The sequence below is a fragment of the Cryobacterium shii genome, from assembly GCF_004402595.1.
In the GTDB taxonomy this organism is placed as follows: Bacteria; Actinomycetota; Actinomycetes; order Actinomycetales; family Microbacteriaceae; genus Cryobacterium; species Cryobacterium shii.
The window spans coordinates 1-18150 of the sequence record NZ_SOFY01000070.1; the positions used below are offsets into that span (position 1 = coordinate 1).

An 18150-nucleotide genomic window follows, 5' to 3' on the forward strand; every position below is an offset into this window, starting at 1 on the left:
CGGCACGCGGACGGCCGGCGACACGCGGACGGCCGGCGACACGCGGACGGCCGGCGACACGCGGGCCCGCGGCGGCTCCCAGCTACCGGGCGGCGTCGAGGCGCGCGGCCGCCAGACGCTCGGCGGCGGCGAGGGTCGTGATGCCCAGGCCCCGGGCATCCGTGAAGATCTGCGTGACCACGTCGCCGATCGCCTCGACCCGGGCGGCGACCGCGTCGAGGTCGGCGTTCGGCTCGCTCGCCAGCGCGAGGTAGATGACCCCGCCGGCGTTGACGACGAAGTCGGGCGCCCAGAGGATGCCCCGGGCGTCGAGCTGGGCCGCCCCCTCGGGCTGGGCGAGCTGGTTGTTGGCGGCGCCGACGACCCCGAGCACGTTGAGTTCGCCGATCACGCGGGCGTTGAGCACGCCGCCCAGGCCGCAGGGCACGAACAGGTCGGCCGGAACGTGGTGTACCCCGTCCACGGGCACCCAGGTCGCGCCGAGTTCGGCGGCGAAGTCCTGCCGGGCGAGGTTGACGTCGCTGACCGTGAGCCGGGCGCCGGCGGCCGCGAGTCGGGTGGCGAGGCGTCCGCCCACCTGGCCCAGCCCGGCGATGACGAGGTGCCGGCCGGCGACCTCCCGGCTGCCAAACAGCGCCTCGAGGGTGGCGACAATGCTCGCGTACACGCCGGCCGCGGTCGCCTCGGCCGGCTCGCCGACGCCGCCGCTGGCGACCGGCAGGCCGCAGACGTGGTCGGTGCGCTCCTTGACGACGGCCATCAGCTCGGCGTTCGTGCCGACATCCTCGGCCGTCATGTAGGCGCCGTGCAGGCTCTCGATCGCGTCGCCGAGGTCGAGCATGGCGTCACGCCGCTCGGCGTCGGTGAGTTCCGTGTCCAGCGGCAGGTGGATGACGGACTTCCCGCCCCCGAGGTGCAGCCCGGCGGCCGCGTTCTTCAGCGTCATCGCGGCCGAGAGGCGCAGGGCGTCGGCGACGGCATCCGTCCAGTTCTCGTATTGCCACATGCGGGCGCCGCCAAGGGCCTGGCCCAGGCGGGTGGAGTGCACGGCCACGGTGATGACGAGGCCCGAGCGGATGCCGGTGGTGATCAGCACGCGTTCGTGCGTGAACGGGATGCCGATCAGCGCGTCCAGCGAGGGGTTGGGGTGCGTGAGAGTCATGGTGGTTCTCCTTGCTGGTCGGCCTTGTGGGCTGGCTGCGCCGGCGCGATCGTGGCGCGTCGACTGCACCAGAATAGCCGCGCCGCCCGCCCGGTGCACGCCTCCTGCGCCGCGAGCCCGGCTGCCTGCGGCCGCCCTCCGAAGCCGCCTCAGTGCTCCTCCGACGCACCCTTCTGCACGGGAATGGCCGCCGTGAACTCCGCCGCCCGCGCCTTGGCGCTCTCGTCGCCGGAGAACAGGCCGATCGGAGCGGTGACGGGGTGGGGCGATTTCGGCGCGCGGGCCACGGCCTGGTCACGCGCGGGCTCCCGCCGGAGCTCCATCCGGCCCACGGGCAGCGCCTCGGGGTTGTGCGTGTTGATCCAGTCGATCAGGTTCTCGCGCACGAGGCAGCGGAGGTCGAACAGGGTGGGGGCGTCGGCGGCGGAGACCAGCACGCGGACCCGCACGAAGCCGCCCACGGCATCCGTCACCTGGAGCACGACCACGCGGCCGTCCCAGAGTTCGGTCTGCGCGACGATGCGGTCGAGTTCCTCGCGCATCCCGGCGGGGTCCACGCGCCAGTCGAGGTCGAACTCGACCGCGCCGAGCAGCTCGCTGTTGTGGCGGGTCCAGTTCTGGAAGGGGTTCGTCGTGAAATAGGTCGACGGCAGCACCATCCGGCGGTCGTCCCAGATGTGCACGACCACGTAGGTGAGCGTGATCTCCTCGATCTTGCCCCACTCGGTCTCCACAATGACCACGTCGTCGACGCGCAGGGCGTTGTTGAAGGCCAGCTGGATGCCGGCGAACACGTTCGCGAGGGTGGACTGCGCCGCAAGGCCGGCGACGACGCTGAGCAGGCCCGCGGATGCGAACAGGCTCGCCCCCAGGGTGGCGGCGCCGGGGATGCTGAGCAGCACGGCCCCGATCGCGCAGATCACGATCACGACGACGCCGATACGGCGCAGCATCCGCAGCTGGGTGCGCACGCGCCGGGCGACGCGGTTGTCCCGCACGTCCACGCGGTACCGGGAAGCCGAGAGCTCCTCGAAGAAGTAGAGCAGCGCGCAGACCAGCCAGGCCGACGCGGCGATGAACAGGGCGCGGAAGATGAAGTCGACCAGCCGCTCGATGTCGGTCGTGGTCTGCAGGAACAGCGTGTTGACCGACCAGATCGCACCCACGAGCAGCGTCAGGCGGAACGGCACCCGCACGAGCCCGACCAACGTGCGGGCCCAGGTCTTGCGGCGGGCCGCGACCCGGAACGCGAGGGCCGTGATCCCCGTGACCACGACGGCCCCGACGATCGCGACCGCCAGGGCGATCAGGTAATCCGGTTGGATGAACCCCTCGAGATCTGACACGGCCGTCCTTCCTGCCGTGACGTCGGCTGCGGCCACGGACCCTTCAATGGTGCCAGAGTCCGCCGTGTGGCCAATTCAGGAACGAACGGATGCCGCGCGATCGACCGCCCGGGATTCCGGGCAGTCGACCGGCGGCATCCGCGGATCTCCTGAATCAGCCGCACCGGCACCAGATGAACCCGACACTCGGCGCCCACAGCCGGCGGGCAGCCCTCTCCGTTCAGTGGAAGAAGTGGCGCTCCCCGGTGAAGTACATCGAGACGCCGGCCGCCGTCGCCGCGGCGATGACTTCCTCGTCGCGCACCGAGCCGCCGGGCTGCACGACCGCGGTGACCCCGGCCTCGAGCAGCACCTGCAGGCCGTCGGCGAACGGGAAGAACGCGTCGGAGGCCGCGACCGAACCGGCCGCCCGGTCGCCGGCGCGCAGCACGGCGAGGTGGCAGGAGTCGACCCGGTTGACCTGCCCCATTCCGACGCCGACGGATGCCCCGCCGCGGGCCAGCAGGATGGCGTTCGACTTCACCGAGCGGCAGGCCTTCCAGGCGAACTCGAGGTCCGCGCGGGTGGCGGCGTCGGCCTCGTCGCCGGCGGCGAGGGTCCACGTCCCGGAGTCGAGGTTCTCGAAGGAGTCCGTCTCCTGCACGAGCAGGCCGCCGGAGATCTGGCGCAGCTCGAGCGAGGAACGCTGGTAGTCGGCGGGCAGTTCGAGCAGACGGATGTTCTTCTTGGCGCTGAGCAGTTCGAACGCGGCCGGCTCGAACCCGGGGGCCACGAGCACCTCGGTGAAGATCTGGCTGACCGTCTCGGCCATGGCGAGCGTGACCGTGCGGTTGGCGGCGATGACCCCGCCGAACGCGGAGATCGGGTCGCAGTCGTGGGCGCGCTTGTGGGCGGAGGCGATCGAGTCCGGCGTCTTCGGGCTGGCGACGGCGATGCCGCAGGGGTTGGCGTGCTTGATGATGGCCACGGCCGGTTCGGCGAAGTCGAAGGCGGCACGCACGGCGGCGTCCGCGTCGACGTAGTTGTTGTACGACATCTCCTTGCCGTGGCGCTGCACGGCCTGGGCGATGCCCTGGCCGCCGTCGCCGACGTAGAGGGCGGCGGCCTGGTGCGAGTTCTCGCCGTACCGCAGCACGGCGCTGCGGGTCGCCTCGATCAGGAGGGTGTCCGGGAACGGCATCTCCGCGTCGAGGGCGTCGCCGATGACGGCGTCGAACTCCTCGAGGATCTCCTCGCCCTGGGCCGCGCTGTCGTCCTGCCACTGGTCGTAGACGTTTTCGGTGAACCAGGCGGAGACGCTGAGGTCGTAGCCCGCCGTGTGCTCGAACGCGAGCGAGGCCAGTTTCTGGCGCAGTTTCAGCGCGGTGCCGCCCGCAGCGACCGCGGCGATGATCTCGTCGTAGTTGTCGGGGTCCACCACGATGGCGACGTTCGCGTGGTTCTTCGCGGCGGCGCGCACGAGGGCCGGGCCGCCGATGTCGATCTGCTCGATCACGTCGGCCGGGGACGCCCCGGACTCCACCGTTTCCACGAACGGGTAAAGGTTCACCACGACGAGTTCGAACACGGCGATGCCGAGGTCGGCGAGCTGCGCCTCATGCGATTCCAGGCGCAGGTCGGCGAGGATGCCGGCATGCACACCCGGGTGCAGGGTCTTCACCCGGCCGTCGAGGGATTCGGGGAATCCGGTGACGCTGGAGACATCCGTCACGTCGTGGCCGGCCGCGCGGATCGTCGCCGCGGTCGAACCGGTCGACACGATCTCGACGCCGGTCGCCGCGAGGGCGGCCGCCAGCTCCACCAGCCCGGTCTTGTCGCTCACCGAGATGAGGGCGCGCCGCACGGGCACGACATCCCGGTCGCGGTACAGGCTCTGGGCGTTGGTGGGACCGCTCATATGTGGGAATGCTCCTTGAGGTCGACGTGTCCGGTGGCGATATCGCGCACCGCCTGCACCAGCAGGCGACGCTCGACGATTTTGATTCGGTCGTGCAGGGATGCCTCGGTGTCGCCCGGCAGCACCGGCACCCGTTCCTGCGCGATGATCGGTCCGTCGTCGACTCCGGTGTCGACCACGATGAGACTGGCGCCGGTTTCGGCGACCCCGGCGGCGAGGGCGTCGCGCACGCCGTGGGCCCCGGGGAACTCGGGCAGGTACGCCGGATGCGTGTTGAGCAGGTTCGGGGACAGGGCCGCCACCACCCGAGGCGGCAGCAGGCGCATGAAGCCGCTGAGCACGACCACGTCCGGCGTCCACTGCCTGATCTGCGCGAGGAGCTCGTCGCCCCAGGCGTCCCGGGACGGATGCGAGGTGAACGGGACCGTGAAGGAGGAGATGCCGAACTCTTCACCGAGTTCCAGTCCGTCCGCGTCGCGGTCGGCGCCGATGGCCACCACCCGCGCGGGGAAGTCGGCGTCCTGGCACGCCTCGAGCAGGGAGCGAAGGTTGGATCCCCCGCCTGAGATCAACACGACCAATGACAGCACGGGACGAGCCTACCGTTTGACGGGGCCGGCCGGGGCGTGCCGGGGCGGGCCAGTTAGCGGCGGCGGCTGGGCCTGGGCCTGTGGCTGTGGAGCTAGCGGGGCGGGCGGAGGTCCCGGAGTCGACCGAGCAGACGGCCGGCGCTGGTCGCCTCGTTCACGCGGCTCGTCGAGGCACCCGTCGCGGCACCCGTCGACCGGCTGCGCACCAGCGCACGGGGCTCGGGGGTCAGCAGCCCGGCGCAGGCCGCGATCCCGACCTCCAGGGCGGCAAAAACGGCGACCAGGAGCGGATTAGGGCCGACCTCCACGAGCCGGCCGGGTCCGAGGGCGCCACCTGACCACCAGGCCAGCAGCCCGAGCAGGACGCCGGCGACGAGACCGGTGCCGAGGCCCGTGAGCAGCCGCTGGGCGAGGTGGGGCGCGGCGGCCCCGCGGTGAGGCGTGCGCTGGCGGATGATGACCGCGGCCAGGAAACCGAACACAACCGGCGCGAGCAGACCGAGGAACCCGAACGCCAGGCTGCCGTGCGGCAATGCGCCGAAGATCGGCAGCCCCGGTACGGCTCCGAGTGAGGTGCCGATCGGGGACACGCTGCTGCCCGCGCCCACGGCGATGCCGGGTCCGACCAGCCAGGAGGCCGCCCAGATCACCAGGTTCGGAATCAGGGCCAGCTGGGCCAGGGTGAGCACGATGCCGCCCAGGATGCCGGCCTGCACCGTCTCGTAGAGGCCGATGATGGTCGCGAAGTTTCCAAGGATCAACACGCACACGACGACGGATGCCACGCCGACGACCCCGGCGGCGGCGGCGGTCCCGCCCCGCAGCGCTGCCCCGGCGACCGTGCGCACCGTGTCCGGCAGGGTGGCCCGCTGGGCGGCCGGCACCCGGGTCGGCAGCAGTCCGGGCAGCGCGTCGACGAAGCGGCCGAGGACGCGGCCGGGGAGCCCAGGGTCTGCGCCGAGGAGCACCCCGGCAGCGTAGATCGCCGTGGGCAGGAGGATCCCCTGCAGCAGGGCGGGGCGGAGGGCATCCGTGCCGGCGGTGGCCGCGAGCAGGATCGTGAACAGCGCGTAGGTGAGCACGGCCGCCGTGGCACCGACCCACCGGAAGGGCGTCTCCGCGGCCCGCCGGCCGGTGCGGAGGCCGAACGACGCGGCCAGCAGCGCGAACCCGAGCAGGGCGATGGTGATCGGGAACGGGGCGTCCGCCCCGGGCAGGCCGAGGGCGGCCACGAGGGCCGGGTCGAGTTGCACGGCCAGGTCCACCCCGTTGCCGAGGAGCCAGACGTCGACGGCGGCGCGCCAGAACACGAGCCCGTCCACGGTGAGGCCGAACTGCGTGGCCCACAGCACGGTCAGCGGGACGGCCGAGATGCCCAACCCGATGGCTACGACAATGAGCGCCTCGAGTGCGGCAAGCAGGGCTGTCGTTAAGCGTTTCATCCGGTCGGAGCCTACCCTTTCCCCCGCACCGGCTTTCCAGCCCCCGCCGCGCACTCACCAATTCGACGGAAATTTTGCTCCCACAGGCGCCCGGAAGCGGTTTTGGCCCGGTTTCGGGCAAAATCTCCGTCGAATTCATCAGGCCTCCGGGGCAGATCTGGCTCCAACACGCGAGCCGGCGGCGACGACGGCGACGACGACGACGCGAGCCTCCGACACGCGCGCCCGCCGCCACGGGAACCGGGGCGGGAACCGGGGCGGGAACCGCGCACTCACCAATTCGACGGAGATTTTGCTCCCCACAGCCGCCTGGGCGCGGTTTCGGCCCGATTTCGGCAAAATCTCCGTCGAATTCGTCAGGGCACCGGGGCAGGAGCTGCAGCACGGGCAGGAGCAAGCGCACGAGCCGGGGAGACGAGAAAGGGCCCGCCTGGAAGGCGGGCCCGATCAACGGATTCCGGTGGGAACCGGCACCGGTGCTACAGCGCTGCGAGCACCTCGCGCAGCAGGGTGGCGGTCTCGCTCGGCGTCTTGCCGACCTTGACCCCGGCGGCCTCGAGGGCCTCCTTCTTGCCCTGGGCGGTTCCGGCTCCGTTGGAGACGATGGCGCCGGCGTGGCCCATGGTCTTGCCCTCGGGGGCGGTGAAGCCGGCGACGTAGCCGATCACCGGCTTGGTGACATGGGCCTTGATGTACTCGGCCGCCTTCTCCTCGGCGTCGCCGCCGATCTCGCCGATCATGACGATGGCGAGGGTCTCCGGGTCAGCCTCGAACGCTTCGAGCGCGTCGATGTGGGTGGTCCCGATGATCGGGTCCCCGCCGATGCCGATCGCGGTGGAGAAGCCCAGGTCGCGCAGTTCGTACATCATCTGGTAGGTCAGGGTGCCCGACTTGGAGACGAGGCCGACCGGGCCCTTGCCGGTGATGTTCGCCGGCGTGATGCCGACGAGCGCTTCGCCCGGGGTGATGATGCCGGGGCAGTTCGGACCGATGATGCGGGTCTTGTTGCCCTTGGCGACGTTGTACGCCCAGAACTCGGCGGAGTCCTGCACGGGGACGCCCTCGGTGATGATGACGAGCAGCGGGATGCCGGCGTCGATGGCTTCGATCACGGCGTCCTTGGTGAAGGCCGGCGGAACGAACGCGATGGAGACATCCGCGCCCGTCTTCTCCATGGCCTCGGCGACCGTGCCGAACACGGGCAGTTCGACGTCGCCGTGCACGACCGTGGTGCCGGCCTTGCGGGCGTTGACGCCGCCGACGACCTGGGTGCCGGCCTTGAGCATGAGGGCGGTGTGCTTGGTGCCCTCACCGCCCGTGATGCCCTGCACGATGACCTTGGAGTCCTTGTTGAGGAAGATTGACATGTTCGAAAATCCCTTACTTCGCGGCGTGGGCGAGTTCGGCGGCCTTGTCGGCGCCCTCGTCCATGGTTGCGGCCAGTGTGACGAGCGGATGGTTGGCCTCGGCGAGGATGCGGCGGCCCTCCTCGACGTTGTTGCCGTCGAGGCGCACGACGAGCGGCTTGTTGGCGGCGCTGCCGAGTTCGGCGAGCGCGCCCACGATGCCCTTGGCGACGGCGTCACAGGCGGTGATGCCGCCGAAGACGTTGACGAAGACGGCCTTGACCTGCGGGTCGCCGAGGATGACGTCCAGTCCGGCCGCCATGACCTCAGCGGATGCTCCGCCTCCGATGTCGAGGAAGTTGGCCGGCTTGACGCCGCCGTGGTTTTCGCCCGCATAGGCGACGACGTCCAGGGTGCTCATGACGAGCCCGGCGCCGTTGCCGATGATGCCGACTTCGCCGTCGAGCTTGACGTAGTTGAGGTCGTTCTCTTTGGCCTTCGCTTCGAGCGGGTCCGCAGCGGCCGCGTCCTCGAGGAGGGCGTGCTTCGGGTGGCGGAAGCCGGCGTTCTCATCGATCGTGACCTTGCCGTCGAGCGCGATGATTTCGCCCTCTTCGGTCAGCACGAGCGGGTTGACCTCGACCAGGGTCGCGTCCTCACCCTTGAACACGGTGTAGAGCTGCACGAAGACCGGTGCGACCTTGTCGACCAGCTCGTCCGGGAACTTCGCCGCAATAGCGATCTCGCGGGCCGTGGCCAGGTCGATGCCGGCGATCGGGTCGATGGCGGTGTAGGCGAGCGCCTCGGGCTTCTCGACCGCGAGGACCTCGATCTCCACGCCACCCTCGTAGCTGGCGAGGGAGAGGTAGGAACGGTTGGTGCGGTCCAGCAGCACGGAGAAGTAGAACTCCTGTGCGATGCGCGCTCCGCCGGCAACCATGACCCGGTTGACGGTGTGGCCCTTGATGTCCAGGCCAAGGATCGCGCGACCGGCGGCCTCTGCGTCGTCGGGGGTCTTCGCGACCTTCACTCCGCCGGCTTTGCCGCGGCCGCCGACCTTCACCTGGGCCTTGACGACGACAACGCCGCCCAGCTTCTCGGCTGCAGCACGCACCTCCTCCGGAGTGTCCGCGATGATGCCCGGAAGAACCGGGACTCCATACTGTTCAAACAGGTCTCGTGCCTGATATTCGTAAAGATCCACGCTGCTCTTCCAATCCGCGTCGAAGCGTTCCTGCAAGGTCTTGAGGGGCAATGGGCACGGATGCCCGCGCCGCAAATAGCTCGACATCAAGACATACGTACCGTTTCAAACTCTAGCGTCCCACACGGGCATCGCGAACACCGCCCGGCTGGCCGCGCGGGCCGCAGACCGCGCGAAGGCTCAAAAAGCCCGCCGGTTCGTGCTGGCGCTCCGGGCATCCGACTGGTTGGATGCAGACATGACTGAACCGGAGCACGGCACCGAACCCCACTCCGCCGACCATGCCTCGCGCCTGAATTGGCTGCGGGCCGGGGTGCTCGGCGCCAACGACGGCATCGTGTCGGTGGCGGCCCTGGTGGTCGGCGTCGCGGCGGCGACCACGGATGCCGCGGCGATCCTGATCGCGGGCGTCGCCGCCCTGCTCGCCGGCGCGATCTCGATGGCCCTGGGCGAGTACGTCTCCGTGAGCAGCCAGCGCGACACCGAGCGGGCCCTGATCGCCAAGGAGACCTGGGAACTCGAGCACATGCCGGATCAGGAGCTCGCCGAGCTGGCGGGCCTGTACCAGGCGAAGGGTCTCAGCACGGATACGGCCCGGCTGGTGGCACTCGAGCTGACCTCGCACGACGCTCTGGCGGCGCACCTCGAGGTGGAACTGCACATCTCGGCCGAGGAGTTGTCCAACCCCTGGCACGCCGCGTACGCCTCCGCGATCGCGTTCACGGTCGGTGCGGTCCTGCCACTGCTGGCGGTGCTGCTGCCGCCGCCGGAATGGCGTCTGCCGGCCACCTTCCTCGCCGTCGCGGTCGCCCTGGTCATCACCGGCTGGCTGAGCGCGTACCTCGGCGGGAGCCCGAAGTCCCGCGCCATTTCCCGGGTGCTCGTCGGCGGCCTGCTCGCGCTCGGCGTCACCTGGGCGATCGGCTCCCTGATCGGCACCTCGGTCTGACCGGCACCTCGGTCTGTTCGACTCCCAGGCCGGCACCGCGGCCTGACCGACGCCCTGGCCGGCCCCGCGGCCCGATCCACGGCCGCCGTAGGCTGGAGGCATGGTAAACCAGCGAGTCCGCGCGTCCACCGTCCTTGTCTCGGCGGGCCTCGACGCCGCGCTGGTCCTGGTCTTCGTCCTGATCGGCCGGGCCAGTCACAGCGAGGGGCTGCTCGGCGCGCTCAGCACGTGGTGGCCGTTCCTCGGCGGGCTGGCCATCGGCTGGGTTGCCCTGCGCGCCTGGCGCAGCCCGCAGCGGATCGTCTGGACCGGCGTCGGTATCTGGCTGGCCGCCGTCGCCGGCGGAATGCTGCTGCGCCTGGTGAGCGGCCAGGGCGTGCAGCTGAGTTTCGTCATCGTCACGACGATCGTGCTCGGGGTGTTCCTGCTCGGCTGGCGCGGGCTCGCAGCCCTTCTGCGCCGGGCCCAGGCGCGGCGCGGCGCCCGCATCCACCCTCTCGCTCGCGCCGAACGGTGAGCAAGTCTCCTCTCCCGACGTGATCGAGGGGCCGAACTCACGGCTCGGCGAAAGGGGGCGGGCGTCCGCTCGGCGAGCAGCCCGGGGAAGGGGAGACTGACGGGTCGGGCATCCGTTCGGCGAGCAGCCCGACGACCCCTCGCCGAACCGTGAGAAGCGACCCTCTTCGAGCCCGGGAAGGGAGCGCAACTCACGGTTCGGCGAGGCCGGCAGAGCGGGCGGTTTTAGTTGAAACGTCAAGTTAGCGGTAGAATCGGGCCATGACCGAACCGCGCTGGCTGACCGACGACGAACGAGAAGCGTGGCTGCGGCTGATGGCCGTGACGATGCTGCTGCCGAACCGCCTCGAGCAGCAGTTGAAACGGGATGCCGGCCTGAGCCACTTCGAGTACTACGTGCTCGCGATGATCTCGGAGTGCGCCGACCGGTCGCTGGCACTGACCGAGCTGGCCTCCCGCACCAATTCCTCGCTGTCCCGACTCTCCCATGTGATCGCCCGGCTGGAAGCACAAGGCCTCCTGACCCGCGCCGCCTCGCCGAGGGACGGGCGCGCCTCGATCGCGACGCTGACGGATGCCGGCTGGGCCAAGGTGCTCGCCAGCGCCCCCGGCCACGTCGAAGAGGTGCGATCGGTCGTCTTCGACGCGCTCAGCGCCCGGCAGGTGTCCCAACTCAGCGACATCTGCGGCCGCATGCTGGCCACGCTCGACCCGCACCACCGGCTGCTCGGGCTCGGCTGAGCGGCTAGCGCTCGAGTTCGTCCTCGCCGGCCTCGAACGTGCGGTCCTCGATGCGGTCCTCGTCGACCGCGCGGTCCTCCGCGCGGTCCTCCGCGCGGTCCTCCTCATCGTCGAGGCCGACCGGGCGCTGGTCGGCGTCGGCCATCCACTCCGCCTCGCCTTCCTCTTCCTCCTCGGGGAGAAGGTCCTCTTCGAGGGTGCGGTCGATGTCGTCGATTTCGCGCTCCTCGTCGACTCCCTCGCTCGCGGCATCCGCTCGCCGCGGCCAGAGCCCGTCCGGGTCAGTTGCCATGGTCACCACCTCCTGGTTCGACGGCGGCCACCCCGAAGGCGCCCCCGCCCGGGCAACGGTACGCTCCCGGAACCGAAGCGACAAGGCTGCCGACAAGGCTGCCGGCGGGGGCAGCCCGCGGGGTGCCCGGCCACCTCGGCCCGGCTCAGGCGGGGCCCGCCCGCAGCCCCGGTGTGGCGAGCAGCGAACCGTCCCTCAGCACGGCGAGCACCTCGATCTCGAAGTTCTCGGTGCTGCGGTTCAGTGCGTCCTCGCCGCCGGCGATGATGGTCGTGGCCAGCACGTCCGCGGTCACGATGTCTCGGCCGAACACGCTGACCTGGCGGTACGGGGACACCCCGCCGTCGACCGTCGTCCAAATGTGCTCCCCCCGCTCCGCACTGCCCGAGCTGGCCACGGCGCGCAGCGGCCTGGCCAGAGGCACGGAGGCGAGCAGGGCCTGCCGGTCCGCCGGGTCGACGATCGCGGCCAGCCAGTCCTGCCCCGGCGCCTGGTGACCGCTGACGAGGATGTCCCCGCCCGCGTTCAGGGACCAGTCGCCGGCACCCCGGGCGGCGAGCAGGTCGCCCGCCTCCTGGATGGCCAGGCTCTTGACCACTCCGGACAGGTCGATGGCGCCGTCCGCCCGGTGCGGGGTGAAGACCCCGTCGGTGCGGTCGCGCCAGTCCAGGGCGAGGGCGTAACAGACCCGGAGGGTGTCGCTGGCCTGGGTGAGGCGAACCTGCCCGCGGTTGACCCGGCTCAGTTCCGAGTCCGGCCGGTACAGGCTGAACTGCTCGTCCCAGCGCCGGAACACGCCCTCGACCGTGGCCCGGGTCTCCAGCGCGGGGATGCGGGGTTGCGCGCCGCCGTCGAGTGCTGCGGCGTCACCGGCGGTCGCACCCAGACGGATGCTGACGACGGTCCCCATGGTCTCGACCAGCAGCGCCGCCACACCGGAGCCGCCCGGCAGCACGGGCGACGGCGGCGTCAGAAGACTGTTATGCCGCATCAGAACTGGGCGGCGTCGAGGGCCGCCTGCATCGATTGCAGGTAACCGGCGGTCGTGTAGGTCGCGCCGCTGACGTTCTGCACCTGGGCTGACTGCGCGGTGAGCACCTCGGACCGCAGGATCGGCGCGGCCTGGTTGCTGATTGCCACCGATCTCGGGTCGTGGTCGGTCAGGTGCAGGGCGCTCACCTCGGTGATCGTGCCGTTGTCGATGGTCACCGACACCTGCACGTTGCCGAAGCGGGTCTGCACGACCGACCCGTCGAAGGTCCCGGTGACCCCGGCGGGGGTGGCCGCGACCGGCGCGGTCGCTGCCGCCGGCGCCTGGGCCGCCTCCCCCGTTCCCGCGGTCGGCGTGGTTGCTGACGGTGTCGTTGCGGACGTCGCGGCTGGCGTCGTCGACGCGGCCGGGGTGGTCGTTGCCGTGGTCGCACTGGCCAGGGTGGCCTGCAGGGATTCCGCGGCCGGCGCGCCGACCATCCAGCCGATCGCCAACACCGAAACGGAGGCCAGGGCGGCCGAGGCCGCTGCTCGTATTCTCACCAGTCGAACCTTTCAAAATGGATTTGTCGTGTGGGCAGGCCGGCCGAGCGGGCGTCCCGCACGACCTCGTCGGTCCAGCGGCGCGGGCCGCAGATGTAGACATCCGACTCGCGGAGCTGCGGCACCAGGGTCTTCAGGCTGACCCGGGCCGACACCGCTTTGGCAGGGAGCCACGTGTTCAGCCCGGCGGGGCGCTTGCCGGCGATGATGCGCAGTTCGGCGCCACGGGCCTGGCAGAGGGCGGCCAGTTCGTCGGCCAGGTAGCTGTCTTCGGCCGTGTGGGCGCGCAGGATGACCGTGGCGTGCCCCGGCAGGAACGTCGCCGTTTCCAGCAGCGAGCGGATCGGGGCGACGCCGATGCCGGCGGCCACGAGCACGAGCCGCGGGGAGGTCCTGGCCCGGTCGGTGAAGAGGCCGTAGGGCCCCTCGAAGCTCACCCGGGTGCCGCGGCGCAGGCCGGGCAGGGCCGCGGAGGCGTCGCCGAGGGCACGCACGGTGATCCGCAGCGAGTTGCCGGTGGGGGCGGCGGAGAGGGAGAACGGGTGCGCCTGCCACCAGAGTCCCGGCGTCCAGAAGCGCCAGATGAAGAACTGGCCGGAGCTGGCCTTGAGCCGGCGCAGCCGGCGCCCGGACAGGCGGATCGAGACGACTCCGTCGCCGACCTCGTCGACGCCCTCCACCACGAGCCGGGCCCGCAGTGAACGCACGACCGGCAGGATGAACCGGAAGACCAGGATCGACCCGGCCACCCCGGTGTACAGGGCCAGCCAGTAGTACCACTGGGCCGATCCCGCGATCAACAGGCTGCCGGAGGTCAGCTGGTGCGGGAGCGCGGCCAGGACCGCGGCGTAGGAGAGCAGGTGCACGATGTGCCACACCTCGTAGGGCAGGCGGTGCCGCACGATCACGAGGGAGGTGACGACGACGAGGATCAGGAGACCGAGGCCGGCCAGGGCCAGGAGCATGTCCGGCAGCTGGGTGATCATGCTCCACGCCTCGGCGAAGATGGTGACCTTGCCGGCGAGCGAGTAGCCGGTGATCAGGAGCACGACGTGCGCGAGGATCAGGTACAGGGCGGGCTTGCCCAGCGACTGGTGCAGCGCCATGGCGCTGTCGTGGCCGAAGGCCCGGTCGATCGCGGGCAGCCGGGCGGCCAGGAGCATCATCACGAGCAGCAGGTCGGTGCCGACGAGCCCGGTCAGCACGCCGAGGGAGGTGATCGCGTCAGCGGGAGTGGAGAACCGGGCGGCCCCGCCGTCGCCGAGGAACAGTGCGATCGAGACGGCCACGGAGACGAAGCAGAGCACCTGCAAGGTGTCGGCCAGCCGCATCCGTCGCTTGTATTCGGGCCGGATGCGCGGGGTCGGGGCCACCCTGAGGGGCCGTTGGGTGACGCGGGTGTCGAAGCTCATGAGTGAAGCTTCTCGAGACAACCAATCGGGACGCTATCGACGACCTGTGAACAACCTGTGCGCTTCCGATGCGCGGGGGCGGACTGCTCAGGCGGCCGGGTGCCGCGGGCCGTGCCGGGCCACGGCCCGCGCCGCAAGCACGATCAGGATCGCGACCGCGCCGCCGAGCGCGGTCTCGACCACGCGGTCGACCAGCAGCGCCGGGACCGCGGTGGGGCCGGCCAGGTGGGCGACGGTCAGCGCCAGGGGGGTGACGAAGAGCAGGGCTGCGCCGTAGTGGCGGCCGATCAGAATCTCCGCGCCGAACTGGCCGACCGCGATCACCGCGATCAGCACCCAGACGGATGGCCCCGGCAGCAACACGAGTCCGGTCACCGCGACGCCGAGCACGGTGCCGACGATGCGGTGCACGGCGCGGGAGATCGAGTGCGCGGCCCGCGGCGGCGGAAGCACCGCCACCACGCTGACGACGGCCCAGTAGGGGTGCCCGATGCCGGCCAGCATCGCGAGGGCGCCGGCCAGGAGCACCCCGGCCGCGTTCTGGGCGATGGTGAACCACACCTGCGGGTCGCGGACGGCGGCCGGGCGCAGGAGCGGCTCGCGGGGCAGGAGCTTGAACAGGTCGGTGGAACGGTCGCCGGCCAGGCGCCGGAACCACCAGCCCGACATGGTCAGCAGCCAGGCGAAGGCCGCCGCTGCGACGCCCACGAGCAGCCGGGGAACGACCTCCGCCGCCGGCGTCGGGATCTGGGCGCAGACCAGGTAGGCGAAAACGAAGAAGATGGGCGTTCCGGGGAACAATCCGTACGTCGACGCCACCAGGATCCCCGCCGTGATCACGCCCAGCAGGCCGAGCACCAGCACGGGCAGGGCCGCCCCGGTCACGGCCATCGAGAGCCCGAGCGCGAGGCTGACGAGCATGCAGGCCGCCGCGACGCTGACCGTGCGCGCCCGGAGCCGGTACGGTTCGCTCCGACCGTACAGCGAGGTCATCGCCCCGAACGACGCATAGGCCGCCCAGTCGATCCGACCGATGGCCACCAGCACGATCAGGGGCGCCACGACGGCCATGCTGGCCCGGGAGGCCACCTCGAGGTCGAGGGCGGGGAGGGATTTCACCCGCTCGAGCAGGGACTCGGGCTTACCTTCCGGTGCGCCGGGCTCCGCGGCGCGCGGCCCCGCCACTAGATCTTCTCGATCGGCGCGATCTTGATCAGGAGCTTCTTTGCGCCCGCCGTGTCGAACTGCACGTGCGCGATCCGTTTGGTGCCCTCGCCGGTGACCTGGTTGACGCGGCCCTCGCCGAAATCGACGTGACGGATGCGGTCGCCCGCTGCCAGGGTGAGGTCACCGTTGTCGCGCACCTGGCTCGGCACCCGGTTGGCCCACTCGGTCTTCGGTTTCGGTGCTGGCGGCAGGGCCTGCGGCTCGCCGCGCTTGGCGAAGCCGCCGCCGAATCCGTCCCGCCTCGCGTTCAGCGCCCGGGGCTGGGTGCCCCCGCGGGAATTGGCCATGCCCGGGGACTGCTTCCAGTCGATCAGGGCGACCGGGATCTCCTGCAGGTAACGACTGGGCATCGCCACGTTGATATCGCCGAACTGGGCCCGGGTCATCGCCAGGGACAGGTAGAGGCGCTGGCGGGCCCGGGTGATGCCCACGTAGAAGAGGCGCCGTTCCTCGGCGGGCCCGCCGGGCTCGTTGGCCGACATCTGGTGCGGCAGCAGCCCCTCCTCGACGCCGGTGAGGAACACGGCCTCGTATTCGAGCCCCTTGGCCGTGTGCAGGGTCATCAGCGACACCGTGCCGGAGGCGTCGTCGAGGTCGTCGGCGGCGGCCACCAGGGAGACCTGGGTGAGGAAGTCGACCAGCCCCGAGTCGGGGTTCTCTTTGTTGAAGTCCTTGGTCTGGGCGACGAGTTCCTCGATGTTCTCGGCGCGCGCCTCGTCTTGTGGGTCGCGGCTGTTCCGGAGCAGGGTGAGCAGTCCGCTGCCGTCGAGCAGGAAGGTGAGCAGCTCGGACACGTTGGCCGTGCCGGCCGGGTTCTCCGGGTCGAGCTTGCCCGCCGCTTCGTCGAGCAGGGTGGCGAGCTTCAGGATGGCCCCGGTCACCTTGGGGCCGAGGCCCAGCGACGAGGAGTCGCGCATGGCCTGCCGGAAGCTGATCTGGTTCGCCTCGGCGAAACTGGCCAGCGCCGTCTCGGTGGCCGGCCCGATCCCGCGCTTGGGGGTGTTCAGGATGCGGCGCAGGGCCAGCTCGTCGGTCGGGTTGGCGACCGCGATCAGGTACGCCAGAGCATCCTTGATCTCGGCGCGCTCATAGAACTTGGTGCCGCCGACGACGCGGTAGGGCACCGCGGAGCGCACCAGGATCTCTTCCAGCGCACGGGTCTGCGCGTTGGTGCGGTAGAACACGGCCATGTCGCGGTAGGCCATGCCGGCCTGGTGCAGCACCTCGATCTCGTCGGACACGAACTGGGCCTCGTCGTGGCCGGAGTACGCCGTGTAGCCGACGATCTTCTCGCCGTCGCCGCCCGCGCTCCACAGCCTCTTGTCTTTGCGGTCGAAGTTGTGGCCGATCACGGCGTTCGCGGCCGAGAGGATGTTCTGGGTCGAGCGGTAGTTCTGCTCCAGCAGGATCACCTTCGTGCCCGGGAAGTCGCGCTCGAACTCGCTGATGTTGCGGGTGTCCGCGCCACGGAACGCGTAAATGGACTGGTCGGAGTCGCCGACCACGGTGAGCGAGGCCCCGGGGATGCCGCCGGTGGCGTCGCGCAGGTTGCGCACGTGCACGCCCTGCGCCTCCATCTCCTCGGCCAGAGCGGGCTCGACCGGGCGTGTCAGCTCCCGCACGAGCGAGTACTGGGCGTGGTTGGTGTCCTGGTATTCGTCGACCAGGATGTGGCGAAACCGGCGCCGGTAGAGGGCCGCGATCTTCGGGAAGGCCCGGAACAGGTAGACCGTCTCCCCGATCAGGTCGTCGAAGTCGAGGGCGTTCGCGGCGCGCAGCCGGCTGGTGTACTGCCGGAAGATCTCGACGAACATGACCTCCTGCGGGTCGCTCATGTTCGCATTGCGGGCGTAGGAGTCGGCGTCGGCGAGCTCGTTCTTGAGCTTGGAGATCTTCGCGGAGGCATTGCCGGGGGTGAACCCGAGGGTGTCGGCGTCGAGGGCCTTGATGATGCGCTTGAGGGTGACCTTGCTGTCGGCCGAGTCGTAGATGCTGAAGGTGGGCGATAGGCCCGCGTTCTCGGCCTCGCGGCGCAGGATGCGCACGCAGGAGGAGTGGAAGGTGGAGATCCACATTCCGTCGGCACCCTGGCCGAGGATGACCTTGACCCGCTCGCGCATCTCGGCGGCGGCCTTGTTCGTGAAGGTGATGGCGAGGATCTGGCTCGGCCAGGCCTCGCGGGTCTCCAGCAGGCTGGCGATGCGGCGGGTGAGCACGCTGGTCTTGCCGGAGCCGGCTCCGGCGATGATCAGCAGGGCCGGGCCGCGGTACAGGACGGCTTCTCTCTGCTGACGGTTGAGCCCCTCCAGCAGGGGGCTCTCGTAGCCGCTGTCGTCGGAGCGGCCGTGACCGGCCCCGTCGAGAATGATGGGCGCCGCGGAAGGGACCTCGCGGGTGGGCGTGTGATCCGGGTCGAAGAGCGTCGTCATATCGATCACAATTCTAGGTGGTGCGTCTGACAGGGCCCCGTTCAGCCGGGGGTTCGGCCCGCGG

The 18150-nt window shown here is 70.7% G+C and carries 16 protein-coding genes; 3 read left to right on the forward strand and 13 right to left on the reverse strand.

Annotated features, from left to right (window positions below; genetic code table 11):
• Window positions 1-82 precede the first annotated feature (82 nt).
• The 7 genes from E3O49_RS12770 to sucC all read right to left on the reverse strand — a co-directional run bounded on the left by E3O49_RS12770 (window position 83) and on the right by sucC (window position 8987).
• Window positions 83-1162, reverse strand: a complete 1080-nt coding sequence (locus tag E3O49_RS12770) for a Glu/Leu/Phe/Val dehydrogenase dimerization domain-containing protein (RefSeq protein ID WP_134366226.1) — start codon at window positions 1160-1162, stop codon at window positions 83-85.
• Window positions 1163-1311: 149 nt separating this feature from the next.
• On the reverse strand, window positions 1312-2508 hold the full coding sequence (locus tag E3O49_RS12775) for a mechanosensitive ion channel family protein (RefSeq protein ID WP_241975872.1): 1197 nt from the start codon (window positions 2506-2508) through the stop codon (window positions 1312-1314).
• A gap of 220 nt (window positions 2509-2728) precedes the next feature.
• Window positions 2729-4405, reverse strand: coding sequence for a bifunctional phosphoribosylaminoimidazolecarboxamide formyltransferase/IMP cyclohydrolase (gene purH, locus E3O49_RS12780; RefSeq protein ID WP_134409782.1), 1677 nt, complete (start codon window positions 4403-4405; stop codon window positions 2729-2731).
• Entirely contained in the window at window positions 4402-4995 is a 594-nt protein-coding gene (purN, locus tag E3O49_RS12785; protein ID WP_134366224.1) for a phosphoribosylglycinamide formyltransferase, read from the reverse strand. The genes purH and purN overlap by 4 nt, the downstream gene beginning before the upstream one ends.
• Before the next feature lie 92 nt (window positions 4996-5087).
• Window positions 5088-6437, reverse strand: coding sequence for a cell division protein PerM (locus E3O49_RS12790; protein WP_241975873.1), 1350 nt, complete (start codon window positions 6435-6437; stop codon window positions 5088-5090).
• A 479-nt stretch (window positions 6438-6916) separates the two neighbouring features.
• Window positions 6917-7804 (reverse strand): succinate--CoA ligase subunit alpha, encoded by an 888-nt coding sequence (gene sucD / locus E3O49_RS12795; protein WP_134366223.1) that lies wholly within the window; start codon window positions 7802-7804, stop codon window positions 6917-6919.
• A gap of 13 nt (window positions 7805-7817) precedes the next feature.
• Window positions 7818-8987 carry an ADP-forming succinate--CoA ligase subunit beta gene (gene sucC, locus E3O49_RS12800; RefSeq protein ID WP_134366222.1) on the reverse strand — a complete coding sequence of 390 codons (1170 nt, stop codon included), beginning with the start codon at window positions 8985-8987 and terminating at the stop codon, window positions 7818-7820.
• A gap of 238 nt (window positions 8988-9225) precedes the next feature.
• Between sucC and E3O49_RS12805 the strand changes: the two genes are divergently transcribed.
• The 3 genes from E3O49_RS12805 to E3O49_RS12815 all read left to right on the forward strand — a co-directional run bounded on the left by E3O49_RS12805 (window position 9226) and on the right by E3O49_RS12815 (window position 11193).
• Window positions 9226-9936: a VIT1/CCC1 transporter family protein gene (locus E3O49_RS12805; protein WP_134366221.1), complete on the forward strand. Its 711-nt coding sequence runs from the start codon at window positions 9226-9228 to the stop codon at window positions 9934-9936.
• A 100-nt stretch (window positions 9937-10036) separates the two neighbouring features.
• Window positions 10037-10453: a DUF3054 domain-containing protein gene (locus E3O49_RS12810; RefSeq protein ID WP_134366220.1), complete on the forward strand. Its 417-nt coding sequence runs from the start codon at window positions 10037-10039 to the stop codon at window positions 10451-10453.
• 260 nt (window positions 10454-10713) lie between these two features.
• Window positions 10714-11193 carry a MarR family winged helix-turn-helix transcriptional regulator gene (locus tag E3O49_RS12815; protein WP_134366219.1) on the forward strand — a complete coding sequence of 160 codons (480 nt, stop codon included), beginning with the start codon at window positions 10714-10716 and terminating at the stop codon, window positions 11191-11193.
• Between the two features lie 4 nt (window positions 11194-11197).
• On the opposite strand, the gene E3O49_RS12820 is transcribed toward E3O49_RS12815, so the two are convergent.
• The 6 genes from E3O49_RS12820 to E3O49_RS12845 all read right to left on the reverse strand — a co-directional run bounded on the left by E3O49_RS12820 (window position 11198) and on the right by E3O49_RS12845 (window position 18086).
• The gene (locus E3O49_RS12820) at window positions 11198-11485 is read right to left on the reverse strand and encodes a hypothetical protein (protein WP_134451728.1); all 288 of its coding nucleotides are present in this window, start codon (window positions 11483-11485) and stop codon (window positions 11198-11200) included.
• 145 nt (window positions 11486-11630) lie between these two features.
• Window positions 11631-12476: an FAD:protein FMN transferase gene (locus E3O49_RS12825; protein WP_244285304.1), complete on the reverse strand. Its 846-nt coding sequence runs from the start codon at window positions 12474-12476 to the stop codon at window positions 11631-11633.
• On the reverse strand, window positions 12476-13018 hold the full coding sequence (locus E3O49_RS12830; protein WP_198416004.1) for an FMN-binding protein: 543 nt from the start codon (window positions 13016-13018) through the stop codon (window positions 12476-12478). The genes E3O49_RS12825 and E3O49_RS12830 overlap by 1 nt, the downstream gene beginning before the upstream one ends.
• Window positions 13015-14430, reverse strand: a complete 1416-nt coding sequence (locus tag E3O49_RS12835) for a ferredoxin reductase family protein (RefSeq protein ID WP_134405715.1) — start codon at window positions 14428-14430, stop codon at window positions 13015-13017. Before E3O49_RS12835 ends, E3O49_RS12830 begins: the two co-directional genes overlap by 4 nt.
• A gap of 87 nt (window positions 14431-14517) precedes the next feature.
• Complete coding sequence (locus E3O49_RS12840) at window positions 14518-15615, reverse strand: FUSC family protein (RefSeq protein WP_244285305.1); 1098 nt, start codon at window positions 15613-15615, stop codon at window positions 14518-14520.
• Window positions 15615-18086 carry an ATP-dependent helicase gene (locus tag E3O49_RS12845; RefSeq protein WP_134402670.1) on the reverse strand — a complete coding sequence of 824 codons (2472 nt, stop codon included), beginning with the start codon at window positions 18084-18086 and terminating at the stop codon, window positions 15615-15617. The genes E3O49_RS12840 and E3O49_RS12845 overlap by 1 nt, the downstream gene beginning before the upstream one ends.
• Between the last annotated feature and the right edge of the window lie 64 nt (window positions 18087-18150).

Bases quoted from the DNA above. Each gene is read 5' to 3' on its own strand.
- E3O49_RS12770 (WP_134366226.1), bottom strand. From the start codon at position 1,162: ATGACTCTCACGCACCCCAACCCCTCGCTGGACGCGCTGATCGGCATC.
- purH (WP_134409782.1), bottom strand. From the start codon at position 4,405: ATGAGCGGTCCCACCAACGCCCAGAGCCTGTACCGCGACCGGGATGTC.
- E3O49_RS12790 (WP_241975873.1), bottom strand. From the start codon at position 6,437: ATGAAACGCTTAACGACAGCCCTGCTTGCCGCACTCGAGGCGCTCATT.
- sucD (WP_134366223.1), bottom strand. From the start codon at position 7,804: ATGTCAATCTTCCTCAACAAGGACTCCAAGGTCATCGTGCAGGGCATC.
- E3O49_RS12805 (WP_134366221.1), top strand. From the start codon at position 9,226: ATGACTGAACCGGAGCACGGCACCGAACCCCACTCCGCCGACCATGCC.
- E3O49_RS12810 (WP_134366220.1), top strand. From the start codon at position 10,037: ATGGTAAACCAGCGAGTCCGCGCGTCCACCGTCCTTGTCTCGGCGGGC.
- E3O49_RS12815 (WP_134366219.1), top strand. From the start codon at position 10,714: ATGACCGAACCGCGCTGGCTGACCGACGACGAACGAGAAGCGTGGCTG.
- E3O49_RS12820 (WP_134451728.1), bottom strand. From the start codon at position 11,485: ATGGCAACTGACCCGGACGGGCTCTGGCCGCGGCGAGCGGATGCCGCG.
- E3O49_RS12825 (WP_244285304.1), bottom strand. From the start codon at position 12,476: ATGCGGCATAACAGTCTTCTGACGCCGCCGTCGCCCGTGCTGCCGGGC.
- E3O49_RS12835 (WP_134405715.1), bottom strand. From the start codon at position 14,430: ATGAGCTTCGACACCCGCGTCACCCAACGGCCCCTCAGGGTGGCCCCG.
- E3O49_RS12845 (WP_134402670.1), bottom strand. From the start codon at position 18,086: ATGACGACGCTCTTCGACCCGGATCACACGCCCACCCGCGAGGTCCCT.